Genomic DNA, 24,695 nt, shown 5'->3' with positions numbered 1-24,695 from the left:
GCAAATATCGCATGGGGCGTGGCATGCCCCTCGGCGCGTTGCCGGTGCAGAGATTCCCGTCCAACGTCTGTACGTGCAGAAGGTCGCGAGGGGCCGGTGCTCGCGGGGTGGGCGCGCCAGGCTGGTGGATCATGCCGTGCTCGCCGGACCGCTCCGCCACCGCCCGAACGACAGGCTCCGGAACCTCCTGCTACCGGTACGCCCCGACAGGCTCTTGCCGTGGCACCGCAATCTGCTCAAGCGACGCCATGCTGCGACCTGCGCGCCGCAGAGCCGGTGGCCCCGCGCACGGGGTGCGCGCAGGGGTTCCGGACGGGCCCACGGGGCGTCTACTGCCCGGTCCCCCACCGCACCGGGGCCATCTGCTTCGACATGATGCTCACCAGTTCGTACGCCGCGTGACTGGCGGCGACGGACGTGATGTCGGCGTGGTCGTAGGCGGGGGCGACCTCGACGAGATCGGCGGAGACCAGCTTGCAGTCGCTGAGGCCCCGCAGGATCTCCAGCAGTTCGCGCGAGGTCAGTCCGCCCGCCTCCAGGGTGCCCGTGCCGGGGGCGTGCGCGGGGTCGAGGACGTCGATGTCGATGGAGATGTAGAGCGGGCGGTTGCCGACGCGCTGGCGCAGTTGGTCGACGACCTCGTCGACGCCGCGCCGCATCACGTCGGCGGAGGTGACGATGCCGAAGCCGAGCTTGGCGTCCTCGTCGAGGTCCTGCTTGCCGTAGATGGGGCCCCGGGTGCCGACGTGCGAGAGGGCGGAGGTGTCGACGATGCCCTCCTCGACGGCCCGCCTGAAGGGCGTGCCGTGGGTGAACGCCTGGCCGAAGTAGTCGTCCCAGGTGTCCAGATGGGCGTCGAAGTGGAGGACGGCGACCGGGCCGTGCTTCTTGGCGACGGCGCGCAGCAGGGGCAGCGCGATGGTGTGGTCACCGCCCAGGGTCATCAACCGGGCGCCGGTGGAGAGGAGTTCGTCCGCGCCGGCCTCGATGGTCTCCACGGCCTCGTCGAGGTTGTAGGGGTTGGCGGTGATGTCGCCGGCGTCCGCGACCTGGCTGTAGTGGTAGGGGTAGACGTCCTGCGCGGGGTTGTACGGGCGCAGTGTGCGGGAGGCCTCGCGGATGGCGTTGCTGCCGAAGCGTGCACCGGGACGGTAGGTGACGCCCCCGTCGAAGGGCACCCCGACGACGGCGACCTCCGCCTTGTCCACCTGGTCGAGCCGGGGCACCCGCCCGAACGTCGCGAGGCCCGCGAAGTGGACGGTGCGGTCCGACTCCACCGGCGGTACCGGCGGGGTCACTCCATTGGGGTGGGCGGTCATGGTGGGATCGGTACCTTTCCGGTGGCTCACTGGGGCGGGTTGCCGTGCTTGCGGGACGGCAGGTCCGCGTGCTTGGTCCGGAGCATCGCGAGGGACTTGATCAGCACCTCACGGGTCTCGGCGGGGTCGATGACGTCGTCGACCAGACCGCGCTCCGCCGCGTAGTACGGGTGCATCAGCTCGGCCTTGTACTCCTTGACCATGCGCGCCCGCATGACCTCGGGGTCCTCCGCCTCGGCGATCTGACGGCGGAAGATGACGTTCGCCGCGCCCTCGGCGCCCATCACGGCGATCTCGTTCGTCGGCCAGGCATAGGTGAGGTCCGCCCCGATGGACTGGCTGTCCATGACGATGTAGGCACCTCCGTACGCCTTGCGCAGGATGAGAGAGATCCGCGGCACCGTCGCGTTGCAGTACGCGTAGAGGAGCTTGGCGCCATGGCGGATGATCCCGCCGTGCTCCTGGTCCACGCCCGGCAGGAAGCCGGGGACGTCGAGGAGCGTCAGCAGGGGGATGCTGAAGGCGTCGCACATCTGGACGAAGCGCGCGGCTTTTTCGGATGCCTCGATGTCGAGGACACCCGCGAGAGTCTGCGGCTGGTTGGCGACGATGCCGACGACCATGCCGTCGAGGCGGGCCAGCGCGCAGATGATGTTGCGGGCCCAGCGCTCGTGGACCTCGAGGTAGTCGCCGTCGTCGACGAGCTCCTCGATGACCTTGGTCATGTCGTACGGGCGGTTGCCGTCGGCCGGGACCAGGTCCAGCAGCACCTCGCCGCGCCGGTCGACCGGATCGTCGGAGTGGACCACCGGCGGGTTCTCGCGGTTGTTCTGCGGGAGCATCGACAGGAGGTAGCGCACCTCGGCGATGCAGGTCTCCTCGTCGTCGTACGCGAAGTGGCAGACGCCGGAGGTCTCCGCGTGGACGTCGGCGCCGCCCAGGCCGTTCTGGGTGATCTCCTCGCCCGTCACCGCCTTGACCACGTCCGGGCCGGTGATGAACATCTGCGAGGTCTCGCGGACCATGAAGACGAAGTCCGTGAGCGCGGGCGAGTAGGCCGCGCCGCCCGCGCACGGGCCGAGCATCACCGAGATCTGCGGGATGACGCCGGAGGCCCTGGTGTTGCGCTGGAAGATGCCGCCGTAGCCGGCGAGCGCGGAGACGCCCTCCTGGATACGGGCGCCCGCGCCGTCGTTCAGGGACACCAGCGGCGCACCCGCCGCGATCGCCATGTCCATGATCTTGTGGATCTTCGTGGCGTGGGCCTCACCCAGCGCGCCGCCGAAGATGCGGAAGTCATGGGCGTACACGAAGACCGTGCGGCCCTCGACCGTGCCCCAGCCCGTGATCACACCGTCCGTGTACGGCTTCTTCGCCTCCAGACCGAAGCCCTGGGCCCGGTGCCGACGCAACTGCTCGACCTCCACGAACGACCCAGGATCCAGCAGCAGTTCGATCCGCTCCCGGGCGGTCAGCTTGCCCTTGGCATGCTGCGCCTCGGTCGCCTTCTCGCTTGGACCGCGAACGGCGGCTTCACGAACAGCGCACAACTCGGCAACCCTGCCGTTGATTGTCGTGGCGCTCCCGTGTGCCGAAGCGCTCTCCCGGATCGTCGACATGCACCATCCCCAACCCGGCCCGGCGGTGCGGGCGACTCTGCGGTCCCGTGGGCGCCAAATGCCCACGTCGGGTAATTCAAGTGGCCCGGGCAATGGGCGCGACACCGCTGACCACCCCTACTCTCGGCGCGATCACCCCTAGAAGAAGAGGGGTTCAATAGCGGCTGGCCATCGGCCAGTTCCCCGCGCTGCGGCCATTCTTTGAGGTTTCCCTGAGGTTCGGGTCCCATCCTGCATGCTTACCCACCTGACCAGCAATGATCACCCCCAAGAGGTAACTGGGCGTTCATTCCTCGGCGTTACCCGGGAAACACGACAGGGCGAAGCTGCAATGGCGCGGACGCAATCGGGGGCCGTGTCGTTGGTACAGTTCGAGAAACTCGCCGAACGAGGAGAACCGGGGTGTCGTGCGGCCTGGGACGAGTGCAGTGAATTCCCGCTGCATCCCAAACGATTTGGCCTGACACCTCCGTACCGTGCGGGGACGGGGAGAGCGGACGGGGGTGCGGCAACGCGCCCCGCCGGCGCCATTTCACATACAACGGAGAGGCTTTCGCGGCTGTGTTGGTGGAGCGGGACGAACAGATCGGAAGGCTCACCTCCTTCATATCGGGGGCGGCCTCCGGCACGGCTCCCGGCGCCGCTCGCGGGGCCGGGCGGATCGCGGTGATCAGCGGGCCCGTCGCCTCGGGCAAGACGGCACTGCTCCACCGCGCGCTGGAGACCGCCGCGGACACCGGCCCGCAGGTGCTCACCGCCGTACCCTCGCCCGCGGAACAGGCCGTCGCCTTCGGCGTGGTGGAGCAACTGCTGTGCGACGCCCCGGCCGTCGACGGGCTGCCGCCGCTGCGCCCGCCCGTGGCGCCCACCGGTCCTGACGCGCCGCAGAACGTCCCCCTCGACGTCCTGGAGGCGTTCCACGCCAGGCTGACGACCCTGCGGTCCCGGGGGCTGGTGCTGATCGCGGTGGACGACGTGCAGTACGCCGACCCGCAGTCCTTGCAGTGCCTGGCGCACGCGCTGCTGAGAACCCCCTCGCCCGGAGCGCCGATCTCCCTCATTCTGACCCACGACCCGTACGCCGGCGGCCCGGCCCCGCGCGTGCTGTCGCAGCTGCTGCACCAGTGGCACGGGGTGCACCTGCGGCTGGCGCCGCTGAGCGTCGACGGCGTGGCACGGCTGCTCGCGGCCCGGGAGGCCGGGCACGGCGCCGGGCCGGACGGGACCGTACCGGCCGCCGGGCAGCGCACCCTGCGGCGCCCGGCCCGCCGCACCGCCCGGCAGACCGCCGCCCTGGCAGACACCCTGCACGCGGCGACCGGCGGCAACCCGCTGCTGGTCCTCGGCCTGATGGAGGACCGCCTGGGCCGGCCGGGCGGCGAAGACCCCTACCGCGTACCGGCTCCGGACGCGGGCGACGGACACGACGGGCCGGACCCGCTGGAGGCGGACGATGCCTTCGGTCCGCGCGCGCCGATGGACCTCGCCGAGCTGGGCGACCCGGCGGCCGACCCACAGCTGTACCCGGACGACACCGCCGCGCCCGACCCGGTCGTCGCGGGCCAGGCCGACGAACAGTTCCTGCGCAACGCGCTGATCTGCGTGCACCGCACCGGCCCCGAAGGGCTGCGGGTGGCCCAGGGCATCGCGCTGCTGGGCTCGGCGGGCTCGATGGCGCTGCTGGCCCGGCTGGTGGAGGTCGAGGACCGCACCGCGGCCCGCGTGGTGAGCGCCCTGGACCGCGCGGGGGTGCTCGCCGGCACACGGTTCCGGCACGGCGGCGTGCGGGCCGCCGTGGTGGAGAGCCTGGCCGACGACGCGGTCGCCCGGCTCCGGCTGCGCGCCGCCCGGCTGCTGTACGCGGACGGCGCCTCGCCGATGGTGGTCGCCGCCCAGCTCCTCGCGCACGAGATGCCCGCGCCCGAGGAGGAGTGGGCGCCCCGGGTGCTGCGGGAGGCCGCGCGCACCGCGCTGTCCGCGCAGCGCGTCGCCCTGGCGGTGCGCTGCCTGCGGCTGGCGGAGGACTGCTGCGCGGACGAGGCCGAGCGGATGCAGCTGCGCGCGGCGCTCGCCAAGTACATCTGGCGGGTCGAACCCTCGGCCTGGGCACAGCAGTTGCGCTCGCTGCTCGGCGCGGTCCGCGACGGGCTGCTGCCGCCCGCCGACACCCTGCGACTCGTGCGCGACCTGCTGTGGAACGGCTGGACCGACGACGCCTCGGGCGCGCTGTGCCAGGTGCTGGCGGAGATGCCGGACGAGCCGGACGAGCCGCTCGCCGCGGAACTGCGAACCCTGTGGCTCTTGTTGGCCGGCACCTACCCGACGGTCCTGGAGCAGCTCGACGGGACGCCGGTCGCCGCCGCCGACGCCGCCCTTGCCGGGGACCCGGTACCGACGTCGGCCAATCCCCGGCTGGAGGCGGCGCGGGTGCTGCGCGGGGTGCTGGGCGCGGCCGGGGCGGGGGAGGCCGCCGACGAAGAGCTCGCCGACACCGCGGAGCGGCTGCTGGCCACGACCCGGCTGACGGAGGAGACCCACCTGGGGATGCGCGGCTGTCTGCTGGCGCTGCTGTACGCGGACCGGCTGGGCACGGCGACCGTGTGGACGGACCGGCTGCTGGCGGAGGCGGCGGACCGGCGGGCGCCGGGCTGGACGGCGGTGCTGCGCGGGATGCGCGCACACATGTCGCTGCGCCGGGGCTGCCTGGCGGAGGCCCGGCACATGGCGGAACAGGCGCTGGAGCAACTGCCGCCGCACAGCTGGGGCGTGGGCGTGGGGATGCCGCTGGCCGCGCTGATCGAGGCTCGCACCGCGATGGGCGACCACGAGGCGGCGGGCGAGCTGGTGCGCCGGCCGGTACCGGAGGCGATGCTGCGCACCCGCTACGGACTGCACTACCTCTACGCGCGCGGCCGGCACCGGCTGGCCACCGGCCGGCACCACGCGGCGCTGAACGACTTCGCCGCCTGCGGCGGGCTGATGCGGCGCTGGGACATGGACCGCTCGGCGCTGGTGCCGTGGCGGGTGGGCGTGGCCGAGGCGTGGCTGGCGCTGGGCAGCCGCGACGAGGCGGAACGGTTCGCCCGCGAGCAGCTCGCCGGGGACGCCGGTCCACGGGTGCGCGGGCTGGCGCTGCGGGTGCTGGCCACCGCGCGCCCGGCGGCGGAGCGCCCTGCGCTGCTGGGCGAGGCGGTGTCGCTGCTGCAGGACAACGGCGACTGGTACGAGCTGGCACGGGCACTGAGCGACCTGGGTGCGGCGTACAAGCAGCTCGGTGACGCGGCCCAGTTCAAGCTGCACACCCGGCGGGCCCGTCGGATCGCCAAGGGCTGCGCCGCGCAGGAGCTGTACCGCGCGCTCCAGCCGTGCCAGGACCGCACGGACGGCGCGCAGCGGCAGACCGCGCCCCCGCAGGCCGCCGGCGCCGCGCCGACCCGCCTCGCGGACCGCACCGTGCTGCCCCGCCCGGACAGGGCGGCGGGCGCGGGCCGGCAGCACTCGGCAACGTCGGCCGCGCTGACGGACGCCGAGCGCAGGGTGGCGGCGCTGGCCGCGCACGGCTACACCAACCGGGAGATCAGCGCCAAGCTCTTCATCACCGTCAGCACCGTGGAGCAGCACCTCACCCGGGTCTATCGGAAGATCAACATAACGCACCGTCAGGACCTGCCGGTGAGTCTGGACATAGATGTCGCACACACCGCATGACCCGTACGCCGTGGCCCAAGCCCCCGGTACCGGGACGACTTCCGCCCCGCGACTGCTCGCGGTCAGCGACCTGCACATCGGGATGGCCGACAACCGGCCCATCACCGAGTCGCTGCGCCCCACACACGAGGACGACTGGCTGATCGTCGCGGGGGACGTCGGCGAGCTGACCGACGACATCGCCTGGGCGCTGCGGCTGCTGGCGGGGCGCTTCGCCAAGGTGATCTGGACGCCGGGCAACCACGAGCTGTGGACCGCGCGCGAGGACCCGGTGCAACTGCGCGGCGAGGCCCGTTACCGGTACCTCGTGCAGCTGTGCCGGGACCTGGGCGTGAGCACACCGGAGGACCCGTGGCCGGTGTGGCGCGGCCCGGGCGGCCCGGTCGCGGTCGCCCCGCTGTTCCTGCTGTACGACTACACGTTCCGGGTACCGGGCACGACGACCAAGGAGGAGTCGCTGGCCCGGGCGCACGAGGCGGGCGTGGTGTGCACCGACGAGTACCTGCTGCACCCGGACCCGCATCCGACCCGCGACGCGTGGTGCCGGGCCCGGGTGGCGGCGACCCGGAAGCGGCTGCTGGCGCACGACCCGGCGGTGCCGCTGGTGCTGGTGAACCACTTCCCGCTGGTGCGCGAGCCCACGGACGTGCTGTGGCACCCGGAGTTCGCCCAGTGGTGCGGCACGGTGCTCACCGCCGACTGGCACCGCCGGTTCAATACCGCCGCGGTCGTCTACGGACATCTGCACATTCCCAGGACCACCTGGTACGACGGCGTGCGGTTCGAGGAGGTGTCGATCGGCTATCCGCGCGAGTGGCGCCGCCGCGGCCATCCCAGGGGGCTGCTGCGGCAGATCCTGCCCGACCCCGGCCGGCAGGAGGCCCGCACCACGGCCGGCGCGGAGAGCGTCACCGGGACAGGTGCGCGCCAGGCGCAGGAGGCAGGGGCGTGATCGAGGTACTGCTGCCGGACACGGCCGTCGCGGTCGAGGCCTTCGGGCCGGACGGCTCGGCGACGCTGTACCCGGAGGAGGCGGAGCTGGTGGCCCGCACCACCGACCAGCGCCGCGAGGAATTCACCACCGTACGGGCCTGCGCCCGCCGCGCGATGACGGCGCTGGGCCTGCCGCCCGCCCCGGTGCTGCCGGGCGTGCGCAACGTGCCCCGCTGGCCCGAGGGCGTGGTGGGCAGCATGACGCACTGCGCCGGCTACCGGGCGGCGGTGCTGGCCCGCGACACCGACCTGGCGATGGTCGGCATCGACGCCGAGCCGGACCGGCCGCTGCCGGACGGGGTGCTGGAGTCGATCGCCCTGCCGCGCGAACTGGCCTGGGTACGGGCCGGGGCGGGCGGGCGGCTGTGCCGCGATCGGCTGCTGTTCAGCGCCAAGGAGGCCGTCTACAAGACCTGGTTCCCGGCCCTGGGCAGCGAGTTGGACTTCGACGACGCCGACATCGCCTTCCGCACCGAGCACGAGGACGCCGTCACCGGCGCGGCGCGCGGCGTCTTCGCGGCGCGCGTGCTGCGGCCCCGGCACGCCCCGGACGGCCGGCTGGTCGACCGCTTCGCGGGCCGCTGGCTGTCCGGGCGCGGCATCGTCGTGACGGCGATCGCCGTGCCGGCCCGGCGGGCGACGGCCGTGGCTCCCGGTACCCCGGGTACGGGGCGCAACCAGGGTGGATAGGGGTTGTCGGGGTTTGTGGCCGGTCCTTAGCGTGAGGTGACCGGCACGACCGCGCCGGGCCGCTCGCGGCGACCCGCCTCACGGGGCCCGGCCCGACTCCGCGCGTTCCCGCTTCGCCGGGACAGGTCTCCGGTTTCCCCGGAAGCGATGTGGAATCGGCCCGAGAGGTATTCCAGATGACGTCAGCCAGCGCGCCTCCCACCACCATGCTCGTACCGGACTTCCCCTTCTCCTACGACGACTGGCTGCGCCACCCGGCCGGGCTCGGCACACTGCCGGCGCACCGGGCCGGCACCCCGGTGGCCGTGGTCGGCGGCGGGATGGCCGGGATGACCGCCGCGTACGAACTGATGCGGCTGGGGCTGCGCCCGGTGGTGTACGAGGCGGAGCAGGTGGGCGGCCGGATGCGGTCGCTGCCTTTCCCCGGGGCGCCCGGGTGCGTGGCGGAGATGGGGGCGATGCGCTTCCCGCTCTCCGCCCGCGCCCTGTTCCACTACGTGGACCTGCTGGGGCTGTCCACCCGCCCCTTCCCGAACCCGTTGGCCCCCACCACCCCCAGCACCCTGATCGACCTGGGCGGCGAGCGGCACACCGCCCGCGTGGTGGAGCAACTCCCGGACGTCTTCCAGGAGGTGGCGGTCGCCTGGGAGAAGGCCCTGCAGGAGCGGGCCGAGCTGGCCACCATGCGCGCCGCGGTGCAGCGCCGCGACGTGGACATCCTCAAGCAGATATGGAACCGGCTGGTCAGGGAGTTCGACGACCAGTCGTTCTACGGCTTCCTCGCGACGAGTTCGTCGTTCCAGTCCTTCCGGCACCGCGAGATCTTCGGCCAGGTGGGCTTCGGCTCCGGCGGCTGGGACACCGACTTCCCCAACTCGCTGCTGGAGATCCTGCGGGTGGTCTACACCGAGGCCGACGACAACCAGGTGTCCATCGAGGGCGGTTCACAGCGCGTGCCGCTGGGGCTGTGGGAGCGCAGTCCGGACACGCTCGCGCACTGGCCGGCCGGTACTTCGCTGGCCTCGCTGCACGGCGGGCGCACCCGCCCGGCCGCGGCGGCCGTGGCGCGCGACGGTGACCGCTTCGTCGTCACCGACGCGGACGGCGACCGTGAGCGGTTCGCGGCGGTGGTGTACACCCCGCACGTGTGGACCCTGCTGAACCGGGTGGCGTGCGATCCGGCGCTGCTGACCGCGCCGCTGTGGACGGCGGTGGAGCGCACCCACTACATGGGCGCCTCCAAACTGTTCGTGCTCACGGACCGCCCCTTCTGGCACGACGTCGACCCGCTGACCGGCCGGCCGGCGATGAGTATGACGCTCACCGACCGGATGCCGCGCGGGGTGTACCTCTTCGACGACGGCCCGGACCGGCCGGGTGTGATGTGTCTGTCGTACACCTGGAACGACGACTCGGCGAAGATCTCCACGCTGAGCACCGCGCGGCGCCTGGAGGTGCTGCTGGAGCGGCTGGCCGAGATCTACCCGGACGTGGACGTCCGCTCCCACATAGTCGGCGACCCCATCGCCATCACCTGGGAGAACGAGCCGCACTTCATGGGCGCCTTCAAGTCGAACCTGCCCGGCCACTACCGCTACCAGCGCCGTCTGTTCACCCAGTTCGTGCAGCGCGACCTCGCCGCGCACCAGCGCGGCTTCTTCCTGTGCGGCGACGACGTGTCGTGGACGGCCGGCTTCGCGGAGGGCGCGGTGACCACCGCTCTCAACGCGGTGTGGGCCGTCCTCGACCACCTCGGCGGCGCCACGCACCCCGACAACCCGGGCCCCGGTGACCTCTTCGACGCGCTGGCTCCTGTGGAGCTGCCCTACGACGACTGAGGGCAACGGACGCCGCCCCCGTCCCGGCGGACCCGGGACGGGGGCGGCGTCCGTTGCGCGGAATTTCCCGTCCCTGGAGCTCGGAGTCGCCGACTACGCTGTCGGGAAGCGCTGTTCTTCGGCAGCCATGCGGGCCAGGGCCTTCTTGTCGGGCTTGCCGTTGCGGTTGAGCGGGAACTGCTCCAGCACCACGACCTTGTTGGGCTGCTCGAAGGAGGGCAGCACCGCGCACAGCCGCTCCCGCCAGTGGGCGGCGTCCCGCTGCTCGTCGTCCTCGACGAAGAACACCAGCCGAGAACCGAGGAGTTCGTCGTCCACCGGCACGATGCGGGTGGAGCAGCCCTCGCCGGCCACCTTGCGCTCGATCAGCTCAGGGTAGAGCGTGTAGCCCATGCGGTGCACGGCGAACTTGCGGCCCAGCACGTGGAGGTTGCCCTCCGCGTCGAGGTGGCCGAGGTCGCCGGTGGGCTGCCAGCCGGTCGGCGCGGGCACCACGGTGCCGTCGTCGGCGATCTGGCCCTCCAGCGCGTCGGGGGTGTCCACCTCGATCTCGCCGGGCTGCCCGGCGGGCAGTTCACGGCCGTCCTCGTCGACGATGCGCAGCCGGATGCCGTCCATGGCCCTGCCACAGGCGACCGGGTTCTCCAGGGTGGCGAAGGAGATGTTGCCCAGCTCGGTGGAACCGTAGCTGTCCAGCAGCGGCAGCCCGTACTCCTTGACGTAGCCCTCGACCAGCGGCGCGTCGAGCGGGGCCGCGCCGACGCAGAACATGCGCACCCCGGCCAGGTGCTCGCGCAGCCCGGCCTGTCGGGTGGCCATGCCCAGGATGCTGCGGTAGCTGGAAGGGGTGGCGTCGACGACGGTGGTGCCGGCGTCGCGGGCCATGCGCAGCGCCCGGTCCAGCCGGCGGTAGGGGGCGATCACCAGGGAGCAGCGGGTGAGTTGGGCGATGAGCACCATCGACAGCCCGTACTGGTGGGCGAAGGGCAGCAGCGGCAGCAGCACGTCGTCGGGCCGGTGGCCGACCTGGGCGGCGTTGCGCCGCAGGTTGGTGAGGAACTTGGCGCCGGACTTCACCACGCCCTTGGGGGAGCCGGTGGAGCCGGAGGTCCACATGATGAGCCCGTCGGGCAACTCGCCCCAGGCGTCGAACGACAGCTCGGTGTCGAGGGGTACGCGGTCGGCCGCGTCCACCATCAGCTCGTACAGGTGGATGGGGTCGGCGTCCTGGTCGACGGGGGTCTCGTCGTCCACCAGGGTGACCTTGACGCCGGTGCGCAGGGCGATGCGGCGGGTCTCCTCCTTGTGCTCCTGCTGGTCGACAAGGACGATCGAGGCGCCGACGTGCATCAGCGCGTAGAGCACGCATACGTAGTTCGCCGAGTTGCCCGCCTTGAGCATGACCCGGTCGCCGAGGCCGACACCGCGGTCGCGGATCACATCGGCGACGCGCAGGGCGTCCTGCTCGAACTCGGCAACGGGCCGCACCGAGTCGGCTGCGAAGATCTTCGCGGTCATCGGTCGCACACTGTCCTTCCTCTGGACCGGACGGGACCGGAGGCGGCGCGCGATGCGCCGTGCCGAGGCGGGTCCGGCTGGTCCGGTGGGTGAATCGCGGAATCGCGAACTTCACGAGAGACGGGGAGACCGGTCGGTCCCGCCCGGTTGACGCGGGTCTCCGCACGGCACGCTATTCAGTCGGGGTGGGCGCGGGTACCCCAGTCCCGCCCCTGTCGCCCCCTGTCGGCGTCCCCTCCGGGGCCGATCAGGGGGCGATCGGAGTCCTCAACACCCCTGCGTTTCAGTCCGGTTCGGTCCCGTGCAGCGAGATGAGCTGGTCGTGCACGAGGTTGACGACCTCGCGGCGGTAGGAGTCGAGGTAGCCGCGCGGCGCGGGGAACACCTCGAGGTCGAATCGGCCGGCCGTGCACCGGCGCCAGGCCCGGATCCCGGTGAGCGGGGCACGGTTGTCGTGGTGCCCGGCGAGCGCGACCACCCGGCAGGTGAGGGCCGGTGGGCCGATGCTGCCGCGGTTGGCCGGTCCGGTGCACCCGGAGACGAACAGGGTCAGCGGGACGGCGTGCTCCTCCTGCTCCAGGCGGCGGGCGACGGCGTAGGCGAGCTCGGCGCCGAGCCGGTGGCCGAAGAGGGCCAGCGGACGGTCGGCCCAGCCGCGGATCGACTCGAAGATCTTGTCCACCAGTCGTGCGCGGTCGCCGTCTTCCTGTTCCTCCTCCGTGGTGCCCGCGGGGTACTGGATGATGAGCAACTCCACGGTGGGCAGCAGCAGTTCCGACATGGCGAGGTAGCAGACGGAGGAATTGCGCTGGCTGGGGAAGCAGATCATGCGGTACGTGCTGGGGACCGCGGGTTGCCGGATCTGGATCAGGGTGACGGCGTCCGGGGTGACCTCCCTGGTGGAGTGCTCGGTGCACTCGGGTGTCATGCGCCCCGGAACTCCGCCTCGGGCGCGGTCAGCGGCGGGCGGTGGGCTCTGTACCAGGCGACGGTCTCGGCGAGACCCTCGGTGAAGTCGTGGCGGGGCCGGTAGCCCAGCTCGTCACTGATCTTGGTCCAGTCCACCGAGTAGCGCCGGTCGTGGCCCTTGCGGTCGGTGACGTGCTCCACCCGCTCCCAGCCCGCGCCGCAGGCCTCCAGCAGCAGCCCGGTCAGCTCCTTGTTGGTCAACTCGGAGCCGCCGCCGATGTTGTACGTCTCCCCCGCCCGGCCACCGGTGAGGACGGCGAGCAGCCCTTGGCAGTGGTCGTCCACATGCAGCCAGTCGCGTACGTTCTCCCCGTCGCCGTACAGCGGGACGGTGCCACCGGCGAGCAGTCGGGTGACGAACAGCGGGATGATCTTCTCCGGGTACTGGTGCGGCCCGTAGTTGTTGGAGCAGCGGGTGACGCGCACGTCCAGGCCGTGGGTGCGGTGGTAGGACAGCGCGAGCAGGTCGCTCGCGGCCTTGGAGGCGGAGTACGGGGAGTTGGGGGCGAGCGGGTCGGTCTCCTTGGAGGAGCCGGTGGGCACCGAGCCGTACACCTCGTCGGTGGAGACGTGGACGAAGGGGCCGGTGCCGTGGCGCAGCGCGGCCTCCAGCAGCGTTTGGGTGCCGAGCACGTTGGTGCGCACGAAGGCGTCGGCGTGGGCTATGGAGCGGTCCACGTGGGACTCGGCGGCCAGGTGCACGACGGCGTCGTGCTCGGCCACCAGCCGGTCCACCAGGGCGGTGTCGGTGATGTCGCCGTGCACGAAGGAGAAGCCGGGCTCGTCCTCGACGGCGGCCAGGTTGGCGCGGTCGCCGGCGTAGGTGAGGGCGTCCAGGACGGTGACGCGGACGTCGTCGCCCAGCGGCTTGTCGGGGCCGAGGACGGTGCGCGTCAGGTGGGAGCCGATGAACCCGGCCGCCCCCGTGATGAGGATGTTCATGAGCGGATCTGCACCTTGCTGTGGTCGCCGAGGATGAGTCGGTGGGCCTGGGGCGTACGGGGCGCGGGGGTGACCTGCACATGCCGACCTATCACGGAGGCAGCGATGCGGCGCACGCCCTCGATGGCCGTGCCGGCCAGCACGATGGAGTACTCGATCTCGCTGTCGGCCACCAGGCAGTCCTCCGCGACGGAGGTGAACGGACCGATGTACGAGCCCTCGACGCGGGTGCCGCGGCCGATCACGGCCGGGCCGACGATGCGGGAGCGGGTGACGACCGCGCCCTCCTCCACCACGACCCGGCCGACGATGTCGCTGGCCTCGTCGACGGTGCCGGCGCAGACGGCGGTCAGTGAGTCGAGCACCGAGCGGTTGACCTCCAGCATGTCGGTGGCGTTGCCGGTGTCCTTCCAGTAGCCGTGGACGGTGGAGGAGGTGACTTCCAGGCCTTGGTCGAGCAGCCACTGGAGGGCGTCCGTGATCTCCAGCTCGCCGCGCGCGGAGGGGCGGATGGCGCCGACCGCGTCGTGCACGGCGGGGGTGAAGAAGTACACGCCGACGAGGGCCAGGTCGCTCTTGGGAAACTTCGGCTTCTCCTCCAGGCCCGTGACGAGGCCCTCTTCGTCGAGGGTGACGACGCCGAACGCGGAGGGGTCGGGGACCCGCGTGAGCATGATCTGCGCGGCGGGCCTGCGGGTGCGGAAATCCTCCAGCTGTTCGCTGATCCCGCCGAGCAGGAAGTTGTCGCCGAGGTACATCACGAAGTCGTCGTCGCCCAGCCAGTCGCGGGCCACGCGCACCGCGTGCGCCAGGCCGAGCGGCTGGTGCTGGGGGATGTAGGTGACGCTGATGCCGAAGCGGGAGCCGTCACCGACGGCGGCCCGGATCTCCTCCGCGGTGTCGCCGACGATGATGCCCACGTCGGTGACGCCGGCTTCGGCGATCCCCTCCAACACGTAATAGAGGATGGGCTTGTTGGCGACCGGCACGAGCTGCTTGGCCGTGGTGTGGGTCAGGGGGCGCAGGCGGGTGCCGGAGCCTCCCGACAGGACGAGTGCCTTCACGGCGTCTCCTCGCTGAGGGGTGCGGCCGACGAGGACGGCTGGCGTACGCAGTTCTCGTGGCGCGGCAGCAGACCGGCGGCCTCGGCCTCGGCGATGCCGGGCGCCCGGTCGTCCTTGGGGGAGAGCACCGGGGCGGTGCCGGGCGCCCAGACGATGCCCAGCTCCGGGTCGAGCGGGTGGACGCCGTGCTCGCGGGCGGGGTCGTAGCCCGAGGTGGTCAGGTAGACGACGGTGGCGTCGTCGGTGAGGGCCTGGAAGGCGTGGCCGAGGCCCTCGGAGAGGAAGACCGAACGGCGGTCCCGGTCGTCCAGGAGGACGCTCTCCCATTGGCGGTAGGTGGGCGAGCCGACGCGCAGGTCCACGACCACGTCGAGGACGGCGCCACGCACGCAGCTGACGTACTTGGCCTGCCCGGGGGGCATGTCCGCGAAGTGCACGCCGCGTATCACGCCCCGGCGGGAGGTGGAGCAGTTGACCTGCGCCAGCTCCAGGCGGCGTCCGGTGGCCCTCTCGAACGTCTCGCTCCGGAAGGCTTCCAGGAACGTGCCGCGTTCGTCCTCGTGGAGGTGCGGCTCGTACAGCCACGCGCCCTCCAGCGACAGGGGTTTCACGTTTCCACAGCCTTTCGGGTCCGGGGGTCGGGCGCGGCAGGGACCGCGTCCGCAAAGGCGTCGGCCAGCGCGGTGCGCCAGGGCCGCATCGGGGGCAGGCCGACCGCGGCCCACCGGTCGTGGCCCAACACGCTCCAGGCGGGCCGCACGGCGGGCCGGTCCAGCCGGGAGCTGTCGACGGGACGCACCCGGTCGGGGTCGTGGCCGGTGACCCGGAAGACCTCCCGGGCCAGCTCGTACCAGGTGGTGCTGCCGGCGCCGGTGGCGTGGAAGACACCGTGGGCGCGGTCGGCGGGCAGCGTGCCCAGGGCGATCAGCCGGTCGGCCACGTCGGGCGCCCAACTGGGCTGCCCGTGCTGGTCGTCGACGACGTCGACGGTGCGTCCCGGCTCTCGGGCCAGGCCGGCCATGGTGTGCGCGAAGCCGCCCCGCTCGCGCCCGTAGAGCCAGGCGGTGCGCACAACGGCGCCGGTACGCGGCAGGTGCCGCGCCACGGCGCGTTCGCCCGCGAGCTTGGTGCGCCCGTAGGAGGTGCGCGGGGCCGGGCGGGCGTCCTCGGCGTAGGGGCGGCCGAGTTCCGCCCGGGTACCGGAAAAGACGTAGTCGGTGGAGACGTGCAGCAGTCTGCTGCCGGTGGCGGCGCAGGCGCGGGCCAGGTGGTCCGTGCCGGTGCCGTTGACGGCGAGGGCCGCGGCCTCCTCGGTCTCGGCGAGGTCGACGGCCGTCCAGGCGGCGCAGTTGACGACCACGTCGGCCAGGGCCCCGGCGACCGCGTCGGCGACGGCCGCCGGGTCGGTCAGGTCCAACTCGGCCCGCCCGCTCGTCATGGGGTCGACGCCGCGGGCGTTGAGCCGGGCGACGACCTCGCCGCCGAGCATGCCGGTCGCGCCGATCACCATCCATCGCAACGCGGCCGGGTCCTCGCCCACCACCGTGTCCGTCCGCCCCACCGACACTTCGTTTTGCAAAGAGTAATTCGGCGTGATCACGCAGCGATGCTAGGAGGCATTTTCGAGGGATCGCAACAGTCAATCACCGGTAGATCGACGAATAGGGGTGGTGATTTCCGCCGACCCCATCCGGCCCCGATTCCCCCTCATTCCCCCTAGCCCGGCCGAACGACCCCTACGCACGGGGAAAGCCGGTCCGCTGCCCGGATCCGAGTGCTAGACAGGGGCAGCACCACTTCTGTGTCCCATTCAGTCGGCGCTCGACGTGCGGCCGGTGGCGCGACATTCTTGCGCGAGAGCCCGGACCCCTCGTTTACGCGTCCCGCGCGATTCGCAGGCGTAAATGAATTCTCAACCACCCATGGATTCTGCCGTCGTGGTCGACGGACTGGTCAAGAAGTACCGGGACCGCGACCGACCGGCGGTGGACGGCTTGAGCTTCTCCGTCCGCCGGGGAGAGGTCTTCGGATTCCTCGGCCCCAACGGCGCCGGCAAGACCACCACGATCGGCGTCCTCACCACCCGCGTCGCCCCCACGGCGGGGCGCGCGTATGTGCAGGGCGTGGACGTGGTGGCCCAACCCGCCCGCGCCCGGCGGGCGTTCGCCGTCGTGCCGCAGCGCAACAACCTCGACCGTTCCCTGACACTCCGCCAGAACCTGCTCTTCCACGCCGGCTACCACGGCATGGGCCGGGCCGAGCGGCGCCGGCTCGCCGACGAGTGCCTGGACTGGGTGGGGCTGGCCCAACGGCGCGATGCGCGCGGCGACGAGCTCTCCGGCGGCCAGGCCCAACGGGTGATGATCGCCCGGGCGTTGATGCACCGCCCCCAGGTCCTCTTCCTGGACGAGCCGGCCACCGGACTCGACCCTCAGGCGCGGCTGTTCATCCACGAGCGGGTCGCCGAACTCAGCTCGCGGGGCGTCACCACGGTGCTGACCACCCACGACATGGACGAGGCCGCGAAGCTCTGCGACCGGGTCGGCATCGTGGACCGCGGCAAGCTGCTCGCCCTGGACACGCCCGAGGCCCTGATGAAGAGCCTGAGCGCCACGGCGGTCGGGCTCACCGTGCAACCCGCCCGCGCCGGCCACGAGGAAGTCGTCCGGCTGCTGGGGAAGCTGCCCGCGGTGGACCGGGTCGAAGTGGTGCACCAGGAGGACCAGGAGCCCGCCGGCCAGGACGCCGGCGCCATCGTACGGCTCCGCCTCTACAGCGACGCGCCGTCCGGCGCGGTGCTGCCGGGCGCCATCTCGGCCCTCACGGAAGCGAGTTGCGACATCAAGGACATCAGCATGGGCACTGCCACCCTGGAGGACGTCTTCATCGAACTGACCGGTCGGGAGCTGCGATGACGGCCACCACCGCCCCCGACCCGGTCCGGGACTTCCCCGCCGCCCTGCGACCGGCCCGTACCGACGTGCGCACCGCCGCCCGCACCTTCTTCTTCATCCTGTGGCGGGACGTCTTCGTCACCGGCCGTGAACTGGGCCCCTTCCTCGCGCAGGTGCTCGTCGAGCCGTTCTTCATCCTGTTCGTCTTCGGCAAGGTGCTGGGCGAACTCGGTTACGTCAGCGGCTTCAACCAGGTCCTGCTGCCCGGCGTGGTGGCCCTCAACAGCTTCCTGGTCAGTCTGCAGAACACCGCCCTGCCGCTGGTCATCGACTTCTCCTGGACCAAGGAGATCGAGGACCGGCTGCTCGCGCCCATCCCCACCAGCCTGGTGGCCGTGGAGAAACTGATCTTCGGCGCGCTGCGCGGCGTCATCGCCTCGCTGGTGATGATCCCGGTCGGATTCCTCATTCTGGACGACGTCTCCTGGCCCATGGACAAGTTCGCCGCCACTCTCGGCGTGCTGCTGATGGGCGCACTGGCCGGCAGCACCGTCGGCCTGACCATCGGCACGCTCGCCCCGCCCCGGCACATCAGCGTCATCTTCGCGGTGACCCTCACCCCGCTGATGTTCACCGGCTGTGCCCAGTTCCCCTGGCACGGGCTCGCCGGGATCCCCTGGTTCCAGGTGCTGTGCACGCTCAACCCCCTCACGTACGTCAGCGAGGGCATCCGCGCCCTGCTGCTGCCGCCGGGCGGCCCCGAGTCCATCCCGCTCTGGATCGACCTCACCGCGCTCGGCGGGGCCGTCATGATCTTCGGCCTCATCGGCATCAAGGGCTTCCACCGCAGGGCGCAGGACTGATCCCGCGGGGGCGCAGAACCCCCGTCTCTCCCCCTACCCGGCCCCGTGTCCGGACCGGTGCCCGCCGGTCCGGACACGGGGCCGCGCCCGTCCCCGACCGCTCCTCCTCGACGAACCACCCCTACCAGCAGAGGCGTTCCAGCATGATGACCCACACCGTCGCACCGGCCCGGACCGGGACCGCGATCGTGTTCCCCGGCATGGGCCCCTCGGCCTTCGCGGAGGTCGGCAAGTTCCTCCTGCTCGACCCGTACGCCCGCGAACGGCTCGCCCAGGCCGACGAGGCCCTCGGACACTCGGTCTTCGACCGCTTCCGTGACTCCGAGGAGGACTACTCCGTCCACTCGCAGATCGTCTTCCTGGTCAACTCGATGGCGATGGCCGACCGGGCCGTCGCCGAACTCGGCCTCTCCCCCACCGTGATCACCGGCCCCAGTTTCGGCCAGAAGGCCGCGGCGGCCTGGTCCGGCGCGCTGTCCTTCGCCGACGTCGTCCGGCTCACGGCCGAACTGGCCCGCTGTGAGGAGGAGTTCTTCGCCACCTCCCATCCGGACGTGGTCACCCACTCCTTCGTGCGCACCCCGCAGGAGCGCCTGGCGGAGATCCTCGCCGACTTCGACGCGCGCGGCGCCTGGTACGACCTCTCCGGCCGGCTCGACGACGCCTTCCACATGGTGTCCGTGCGCGAGCAGGACCTCGACGGTTTCAAGGCGCGCATCAGCGCGGCCGGCGGGTACTCCATGTACTCGATGCGCCCGCCGGTGCACGCGGCCTCGTTCTCCGCGCTGCGGCGCAAAGCGGAGGACGAGGTCTTCACCCTGTACGAACTGGCCGACCCGGCCCTTCCCGTGGTCTCCGACCACGACGGAAGCGTGGTGCGGACGGCGGCGGAGCTGCGCTCGATGATGTTGGACACGTTCGACCGGCCGATCAACTGGCCCAGTGTCGTGGAGACCCTCACGGGGCTGGACGTGGGCACCGTGTGCGTGACCGGGCCGGACAACCTGTTTCACCGGCTCGACCTGACGCGTTCCTCGTTCACCGTGCGGACCGTGGGGCTGCCCAAGAAGCGGGAGCGGCAGCGGCCGGGGCGTCGCACCGCGCCCTGACCACGCACCGGGGCCCGGCCGGGAGGTTCTTCCTCCCGGCCGGGCCTCAGTCGTACGCGGGCCCCGGACCGCACTCCCGGCACCCCGTGCGGGGGCGTGGGGGTGTAAGGGCGGCGCCCGGCGAAGGGCGGAAAGGGCGGCACCGCCGGCAGGGTGCCGGCGGTGCCGCCCTTCGGGTCCTCAGCGGGGGGCGTCGAGCCAGGACTCGACCGCCCCGGCCGTCTCCCCCGCGTGCTCCTCCATCATCGTGAAGTGGTTCCCCGGTACGTCGGCCGCCGTGTGGTCGAGATCCCAGTACGAGCGCCAGTCACCGTCCGAGCCCCGACGCCAGTCGAAGAACGGCTCGCCGGCCCGTAGGAGCAGGGTCGGCGTCTTGACCGCCGTCGGCTTCCACCCGCCGAAGAGCCGGAAGTACGCGCCCATGGCGAGCAACCGGTCGTCGTCGACCGGCACGTAGCTGTCCTGCCGCTCGTCCATGCCCGCGGACAGGCCCGGTTGGATGCCCACGATCGCGTCGTCGTCGTGCGAGTAGATGTCGATCAGCACCACGGCCTGCGGGAAGACGCCCGCGTCCTCCAACCGGGAGGTGACCGCGTGCGCCAGCATGCCGCCGGAGGAGTGGCCCAGCAGCACGAACGGCCTGCCGTCCGCGTGCCTCAGCACCGCCTCCGCCTGCGCCTCCACGACGGCGTCCGCACTCACCGGCAGCTGCTCGCCGTGCAGGAATCCGGGGGCGCTCAGCGCGTGCACGTCGCGGCGGCCCCGGAAGGCCGCGGCGAACCGAGCGTACTGGTGCGGGCCCGAGATCGACAGGATCGACGAGAAGCAGATCAGTCCGGGCCGCTCCACACCCTCCCCGCCGCGGGCCAGCCGCACCAGGGCGGGCGCGCGGCGCAGGTCGGCCGCCGAGGAGAACGACGGCCGGAACCGCGACGCCTGCATCAGCAGCTCCATGAACTGGCCGGACGCGCCCTGCGCGCCCGCCTCCTGGAGCATCGCGCCGAACACCCCGGACTCCTCCGCCGCACCCGCGTCGGCGGACCGCTCCGTCGGTGCGCCCGCACTCAGTTCGGTGCGCAGCCGCGCCGCGGCCAGAACGGGCGTCGGATGGTCGAACAGCAGCGTGGCGGGCAGTCGCAGCCCGGTCGCCGCGTTCAGCCGGTTGCGCAGCTCGACGGCGGTGAGTGAGTCCAGGCCCAGCTCCAGGAACTGCTGGTCGGCACCGACCGCCTCGGGCGAGGGGTACGCGAGCACTGCCGCGACCTCCGCCCGCACCACGTCGAGCAGCATCCACTCCTGCTCGGCCTCCGGCAGTCCGGCGAGGCCCGCGAGTCGCTGCGCGGCGGCCGAGGCCGCCGGGGCAGTCGCCCGCCCCGCCGCAGCCCGGCGCGGTCCGCCCCGCACCAGCCCGGACAGCACCGGAGGAAGCGCCCCCGCCTCGGCCTGGGCGCGCAGCGGGGCCGTGGCCAGGCGCATCGCCACGAACGCCCCGGCGTCCGGCTGTTCGCGGCGCGCGGCCAGCGCGCAGGCGGTGTCGAAAAGCGCCAGTCCCTGCTCCGAGGTGAGCGGCGCGAGCCCGGCCCGTGCCATGCGCTGCACGTCCGCCTGCGACAGCTCCCCGGTCATGGCGCTGCGCTGCTCCCACAGGCCCCAGGCCAGCGAGACGGCGGGCAGTCCTGCCGCGCGCCGGTGCTGGGCGAGCGCGTCCAAGTAGGCGTTGGCAGCCGCGTAGTTGGCCTGGCCGGGGTTGCCGAGGGTGCCCGCCGCCGAGGAGAACAGCACGAACGCCGAAAGATCCTGATCCCGGGTCAGCTCGTGCAGGTGCAGCGCCGCCTCGGCCTTGGGCCGCAGCACCTTCTCCAGGCGCTCCGGCGTCAACGAACCCACCATGCCGTCGTCGACCACACCGGCCGTGTGCACGACCGCCGTCAGCGGGTGCGCGGGCGGCACGGACGTCAGCAGCGTAGCCAGCGCGTCCCGGTCGGCCGCGTCGCACGCCGTCACGGTCGCCTCGGCCCCCAACTCGCGCAACTCCGCCACGAGTTCGGTCACGCCCTCGGCGGCCGGACCGCGCCGACTCGTCAACAGCAGGTGCCGTACACCGTGTTCGACGACGAGATGCCGGGCCAGCAGACCGCCCAGCGCCCCGGTGCCACCGGTGACGAGGACCGTGCCCTCGGGATCGAGGGCGATCTCCGCGACCGTCTCCCGGCCGGCCGGTACGCGGGCCAGCCGGGCCGCGCGCATCTCGCCGTCGCGGACCGCGAGTTGGGGTTCGCCCGTGGCCGCGGCGGCGGTCAGGGCCTCGGCCGGATCGGTGGCGGCGGACGCGTCCAGGTCCAGCAGCACGAACCGGCCCGGGTTCTCCGACTGCGCCGAGCGCAGCAGACCCCATACGGCCGCGTGGGCCACGTCGGCCACGCCCTCGCCCGGTCGGGCCTCCACCGCGCCCCGGGTCACCACGACCAGCCGGGCGTCCTCCGGTACGTCCCCGGCGAGCCAGTCGCGCACCAGCGCCAGCGCGTCGTGCGCGGCCGGCGCCGCATCGCCACCGTCCGACGGGGCGTACGACACCAGCACGGTGTCAGGCACCGGCTTGCCCGAGGCCACCACACCCGCCAGGACACCCGCGTCGGCGAACCCGTCGACGGCGTGCCCGGCACCGCGCAACGCGGCCTCCAGGCCCATCGGGTCGTCCCCGACAACCGCCCAGCGCCCGTTCTTCCCGGGCGCGGCGGACACGATCGGCCATTCCAGCCGGAACAGCGACTCGTGGTACGCGGGCGCCTGGGCGGCCCCGAGCCGGGCCGGGTCGAGCGCCCGCAGCAGCAGCGACTCCACCGCCAGCACCGGTGCGCCCTGCACGTCGTAGGCCGTCAGGGACACCGCCCCCGAACCGGCCGGAGCCAGCCGCACCCGCAGCGCGTCCGCGCCCACCGAGTGCAGGGCGACCCCGCTGAAGGAGAACGGCAGCCGGACCTGCCCGGCCGCGTCCTGCCCCTCGCCGAGCGGAACGATCCCGAGCGCCAGGCCGTGCAGGGCCGCGTCCAGCAGCGCCGGGTGCACCCCGAAGGCGTCCGCGCCGGAGCCCTCGGCCAGGGCCAGCTCCGCGTACAGCTCCTCGCCGTGGCGCCAGGCCGCCCGCAGGTTGCGGAAGCCCGGACCGTAGCCGAACCCACCAGCCGCGAACCGCTCGTACAGGTCGTCCGAGTCCAGCTTCTCGGCGCCCGCGGGCGGCCAGGCCTCCAGCCGGTCCGGCAGCGCCGCCGGTTCCGGCGAGGCCAGCGCGCCACCGGCGTGCCGCGTCCACGGCTCGTCCGGCTGCGCGTCCGCCCGCGCGTCGCCTTCGGGACGCGAGTGCACGTGCAGTGCCCGCCGGCCCGCCTCGTCCGGCCCGGTCACGGAGACCCGCAGCTGGCGGGCGCCCTGCTCGGGCAGCACCAGAGGGGCCTCCAGGGTCAGCTCCTCCAGTACATCGGCGCCGACCCGCCGTCCGGCGTGCAGCGCCAGCTCCACGAAGGCCGTACCCGGCAGCAGGACCGTGCCCGCGACGGCGTGGTCAGCGAGCCACGGGTGCGCGGCCAGGGACAGTCTCGCGGTGAACACCGTGCCCGCCCCGTCCGGCAGTTCCACCGCCGCGCCGAGCAGCGGGTGCTCGGCGTCGCCGAGCCCGGCCGAGGTCACGTCGCCGACACCACCGACCGGCACGTCGATCCAGTACCGCTCGTGCTGGAAGGCGTACGTCGGCAGGTCCACGCGGTGTGCGCCCGTACCGGCGAAGTAGGCGGCCCAGTCGACGCGCGTGCCGTGGGCGTGAGCCTGGGCGAGGGCGGTGACGGCGGTCTCGGCCTCGTCGCGGCCGTCGCGCAGGGCGGGGACGAAGGCAGCGGCGTCGCCGCCCTCGATGCAGTCCTGGGCCATGGCGGACAGGACGCCGTCGGGACCGAGTTCGAGGTACGTGCTCACCCCCGCGGCTTCGAGGGCTCGGATGCCGTCGGCGAAACGGACCGCCTCACGGACGTGCCGCACCCAGAACTCGGGCTGCGTCAGCTCCTCCGAAGCGAGAGCACCGCTCACATTCGAGATCACCGATATCTTCGGCAGCTCGTACGTCAGGGCCTCCGCGACCTCGCGGAAGGCGTCGAGCATGCCGTCCATGTGCGGCGAGTGGAAGGCGTGACTGACGGTCAGCCGCTTGGACTTGCGGTCGCCGAACGATCCGGCGACCCTCTCGACCTCCTCCGCATCACCGGCGATGACGACGGACCGCGGCCCGTTGATCGCCGCGATGCTCACCCGCTCCGACAGCAGCGGCGTGACCTCATCCTCGGTCGCCTGGAGCGCGATCATCACGCCGCCCTCCGGAAGCGCCTGCATCAGCCGACCACGGGCCGACACGAGCTTGCAGGCGTCCTCCAGCGAGAACACCCCGGCCACATGGGCGGCAGCGATCTCACCGATCGAGTGCCCGGACACGAAGTCCGGCCGCACACCCCACGACTCGAACAGCCGGAACAACGCCACCTCGATGGCGAACAACGCAGGCTGCGCGAACTCCGTACGGTTCAACAGCTCGGTGTCCTCGCCGAACAGCACATCCTTCAGCTGCGGTTCGAGGATCATCCGTTCGGCGACCGCGTCCAGCGCCGCCGCGAACACCGGCTGGGACGCGTACAACTCACGCCCCATACCCAGCCGCTGACTGCCCTGGCCCGTGAAGAGGAAGGCGAGTTTGCCTCGGGAATCCGCCTCCCCGCGCACGACCCCGGCGGCCGTGCCGTCGGACTCCAGCGCGTTCAGACCGCGTACCAGCTGGTCGCGGTCTCCGGCCACGACCACCGCGCGGTGGTCGAACACTGCACGGTGCACCGCCAGCGTGTGGGCCACGTCAACGGTCCGCTCCCCCGGACTCTGCTCCAGGTGCACCCGCAGCCGGGCGGCGTGGGCGTGCAGTGCCTCGGGCGACCGCGCCGACAGCACGTACGGCAGCGGGCCCGTGGTGTCGCCGACCGGTTCCGGGGCGGACGCGGACGGGGGCTGCTCGATGATCGTGTGGGCGTTGGTACCGCTGATGCCGAAGGAGGAGACGGCCGCGCGGCGGGGCCGGCCGGTCTCGGGCCAGGCGACGGACTCGGTCAACAGGCGCACCGCGCCCGCCTCCCAGTCCAC

The 24,695-nt window shown here is 72.5% G+C and carries 16 protein-coding genes; 7 read left to right on the top strand and 9 right to left on the bottom strand.

Going from position 1 to position 24,695, the window contains the following annotated elements; translation table 11 throughout:
* Positions 1-329 precede the first annotated feature (329 nt).
* Together speB and ACZ4N5_RS24705 are read right to left on the bottom strand one after the other, a co-directional pair.
* Positions 330-1,319, bottom strand: coding sequence for an agmatinase (speB, locus tag ACZ4N5_RS24710; protein ID WP_467759237.1), 990 nt, complete (start codon positions 1,317-1,319; stop codon positions 330-332).
* A gap of 26 nt (positions 1,320-1,345) precedes the next feature.
* Complete coding sequence (locus ACZ4N5_RS24705) at positions 1,346-2,938, bottom strand: acyl-CoA carboxylase subunit beta (RefSeq protein WP_467759236.1); 1,593 nt, start codon at positions 2,936-2,938, stop codon at positions 1,346-1,348.
* Between the two features lie 567 nt (positions 2,939-3,505).
* Between ACZ4N5_RS24705 and ACZ4N5_RS24700 the strand changes: the two genes are divergently transcribed.
* The 4 genes from ACZ4N5_RS24700 to ACZ4N5_RS24685 all read left to right on the top strand — a co-directional run bounded on the left by ACZ4N5_RS24700 (position 3,506) and on the right by ACZ4N5_RS24685 (position 10,167).
* On the top strand, positions 3,506-6,646 hold the full coding sequence (locus tag ACZ4N5_RS24700) for a LuxR C-terminal-related transcriptional regulator (protein WP_467759235.1): 3,141 nt from the start codon (positions 3,506-3,508) through the stop codon (positions 6,644-6,646).
* On the top strand, positions 6,627-7,598 hold the full coding sequence (locus ACZ4N5_RS24695; RefSeq protein ID WP_467759234.1) for a metallophosphoesterase family protein: 972 nt from the start codon (positions 6,627-6,629) through the stop codon (positions 7,596-7,598). The genes ACZ4N5_RS24700 and ACZ4N5_RS24695 overlap by 20 nt, the downstream gene beginning before the upstream one ends.
* The gene (locus tag ACZ4N5_RS24690) at positions 7,595-8,329 is read left to right on the top strand and encodes a 4'-phosphopantetheinyl transferase family protein (RefSeq protein ID WP_467759233.1); all 735 of its coding nucleotides are present in this window, start codon (positions 7,595-7,597) and stop codon (positions 8,327-8,329) included. The genes ACZ4N5_RS24695 and ACZ4N5_RS24690 overlap by 4 nt, the downstream gene beginning before the upstream one ends.
* Before the next feature lie 176 nt (positions 8,330-8,505).
* On the top strand, positions 8,506-10,167 hold the full coding sequence (locus ACZ4N5_RS24685) for a flavin monoamine oxidase family protein (RefSeq protein ID WP_467759232.1): 1,662 nt from the start codon (positions 8,506-8,508) through the stop codon (positions 10,165-10,167).
* A 93-nt stretch (positions 10,168-10,260) separates the two neighbouring features.
* Here ACZ4N5_RS24685 and ACZ4N5_RS24680 read toward each other — a convergent pair whose 3' ends face one another.
* The 6 genes from ACZ4N5_RS24680 to rfbD form a co-directional block, all read right to left on the bottom strand.
* Entirely contained in the window at positions 10,261-11,685 is a 1,425-nt protein-coding gene (locus ACZ4N5_RS24680; RefSeq protein ID WP_467759231.1) for a class I adenylate-forming enzyme family protein, read from the bottom strand.
* Between the two features lie 283 nt (positions 11,686-11,968).
* Entirely contained in the window at positions 11,969-12,613 is a 645-nt protein-coding gene (locus ACZ4N5_RS24675) for a thioesterase II family protein (protein ID WP_467759230.1), read from the bottom strand.
* Positions 12,610-13,596 carry a dTDP-glucose 4,6-dehydratase gene (rfbB, locus tag ACZ4N5_RS24670; protein WP_467759229.1) on the bottom strand — a complete coding sequence of 329 codons (987 nt, stop codon included), beginning with the start codon at positions 13,594-13,596 and terminating at the stop codon, positions 12,610-12,612. Before rfbB ends, ACZ4N5_RS24675 begins: the two co-directional genes overlap by 4 nt.
* Positions 13,593-14,660 carry a glucose-1-phosphate thymidylyltransferase gene (locus ACZ4N5_RS24665; RefSeq protein WP_467759228.1) on the bottom strand — a complete coding sequence of 356 codons (1,068 nt, stop codon included), beginning with the start codon at positions 14,658-14,660 and terminating at the stop codon, positions 13,593-13,595. The genes rfbB and ACZ4N5_RS24665 overlap by 4 nt, the downstream gene beginning before the upstream one ends.
* A complete protein-coding gene (gene rfbC / locus ACZ4N5_RS24660; RefSeq protein ID WP_467759227.1) occupies positions 14,657-15,271 on the bottom strand; it encodes a dTDP-4-dehydrorhamnose 3,5-epimerase in 615 nt (204 codons plus the stop codon). The genes ACZ4N5_RS24665 and rfbC overlap by 4 nt, the downstream gene beginning before the upstream one ends.
* Positions 15,268-16,221 carry a dTDP-4-dehydrorhamnose reductase gene (gene rfbD, locus ACZ4N5_RS24655; protein ID WP_467759226.1) on the bottom strand — a complete coding sequence of 318 codons (954 nt, stop codon included), beginning with the start codon at positions 16,219-16,221 and terminating at the stop codon, positions 15,268-15,270. Before rfbD ends, rfbC begins: the two co-directional genes overlap by 4 nt.
* 361 nt (positions 16,222-16,582) lie before the next feature.
* On the opposite strand from rfbD, the gene ACZ4N5_RS24650 reads away from it, so the two are divergent.
* The 3 genes from ACZ4N5_RS24650 (at position 16,583) to ACZ4N5_RS24640 (ending at position 19,526) form a co-directional block, all read left to right on the top strand.
* Positions 16,583-17,575, top strand: coding sequence for an ABC transporter ATP-binding protein (locus ACZ4N5_RS24650; RefSeq protein ID WP_467759225.1), 993 nt, complete (start codon positions 16,583-16,585; stop codon positions 17,573-17,575).
* Positions 17,572-18,417 carry an ABC transporter permease gene (locus ACZ4N5_RS24645; RefSeq protein WP_467759224.1) on the top strand — a complete coding sequence of 282 codons (846 nt, stop codon included), beginning with the start codon at positions 17,572-17,574 and terminating at the stop codon, positions 18,415-18,417. Before ACZ4N5_RS24650 ends, ACZ4N5_RS24645 begins: the two co-directional genes overlap by 4 nt.
* A gap of 143 nt (positions 18,418-18,560) precedes the next feature.
* Positions 18,561-19,526, top strand: coding sequence for an ACP S-malonyltransferase (locus ACZ4N5_RS24640; protein ID WP_467759223.1), 966 nt, complete (start codon positions 18,561-18,563; stop codon positions 19,524-19,526).
* A 180-nt stretch (positions 19,527-19,706) separates the two neighbouring features.
* Here ACZ4N5_RS24640 and ACZ4N5_RS24635 read toward each other — a convergent pair.
* On the bottom strand, positions 19,707-24,695 hold a 4,989-nt coding region (locus ACZ4N5_RS24635), incomplete at its 5' end, for an SDR family NAD(P)-dependent oxidoreductase (protein WP_467759222.1).

The sequence above is a fragment of the Streptomyces sp. NPDC026500 genome, assembly GCF_055567635.1.
This window is presented reverse-complemented; position numbering and strand designations above follow the sequence as displayed.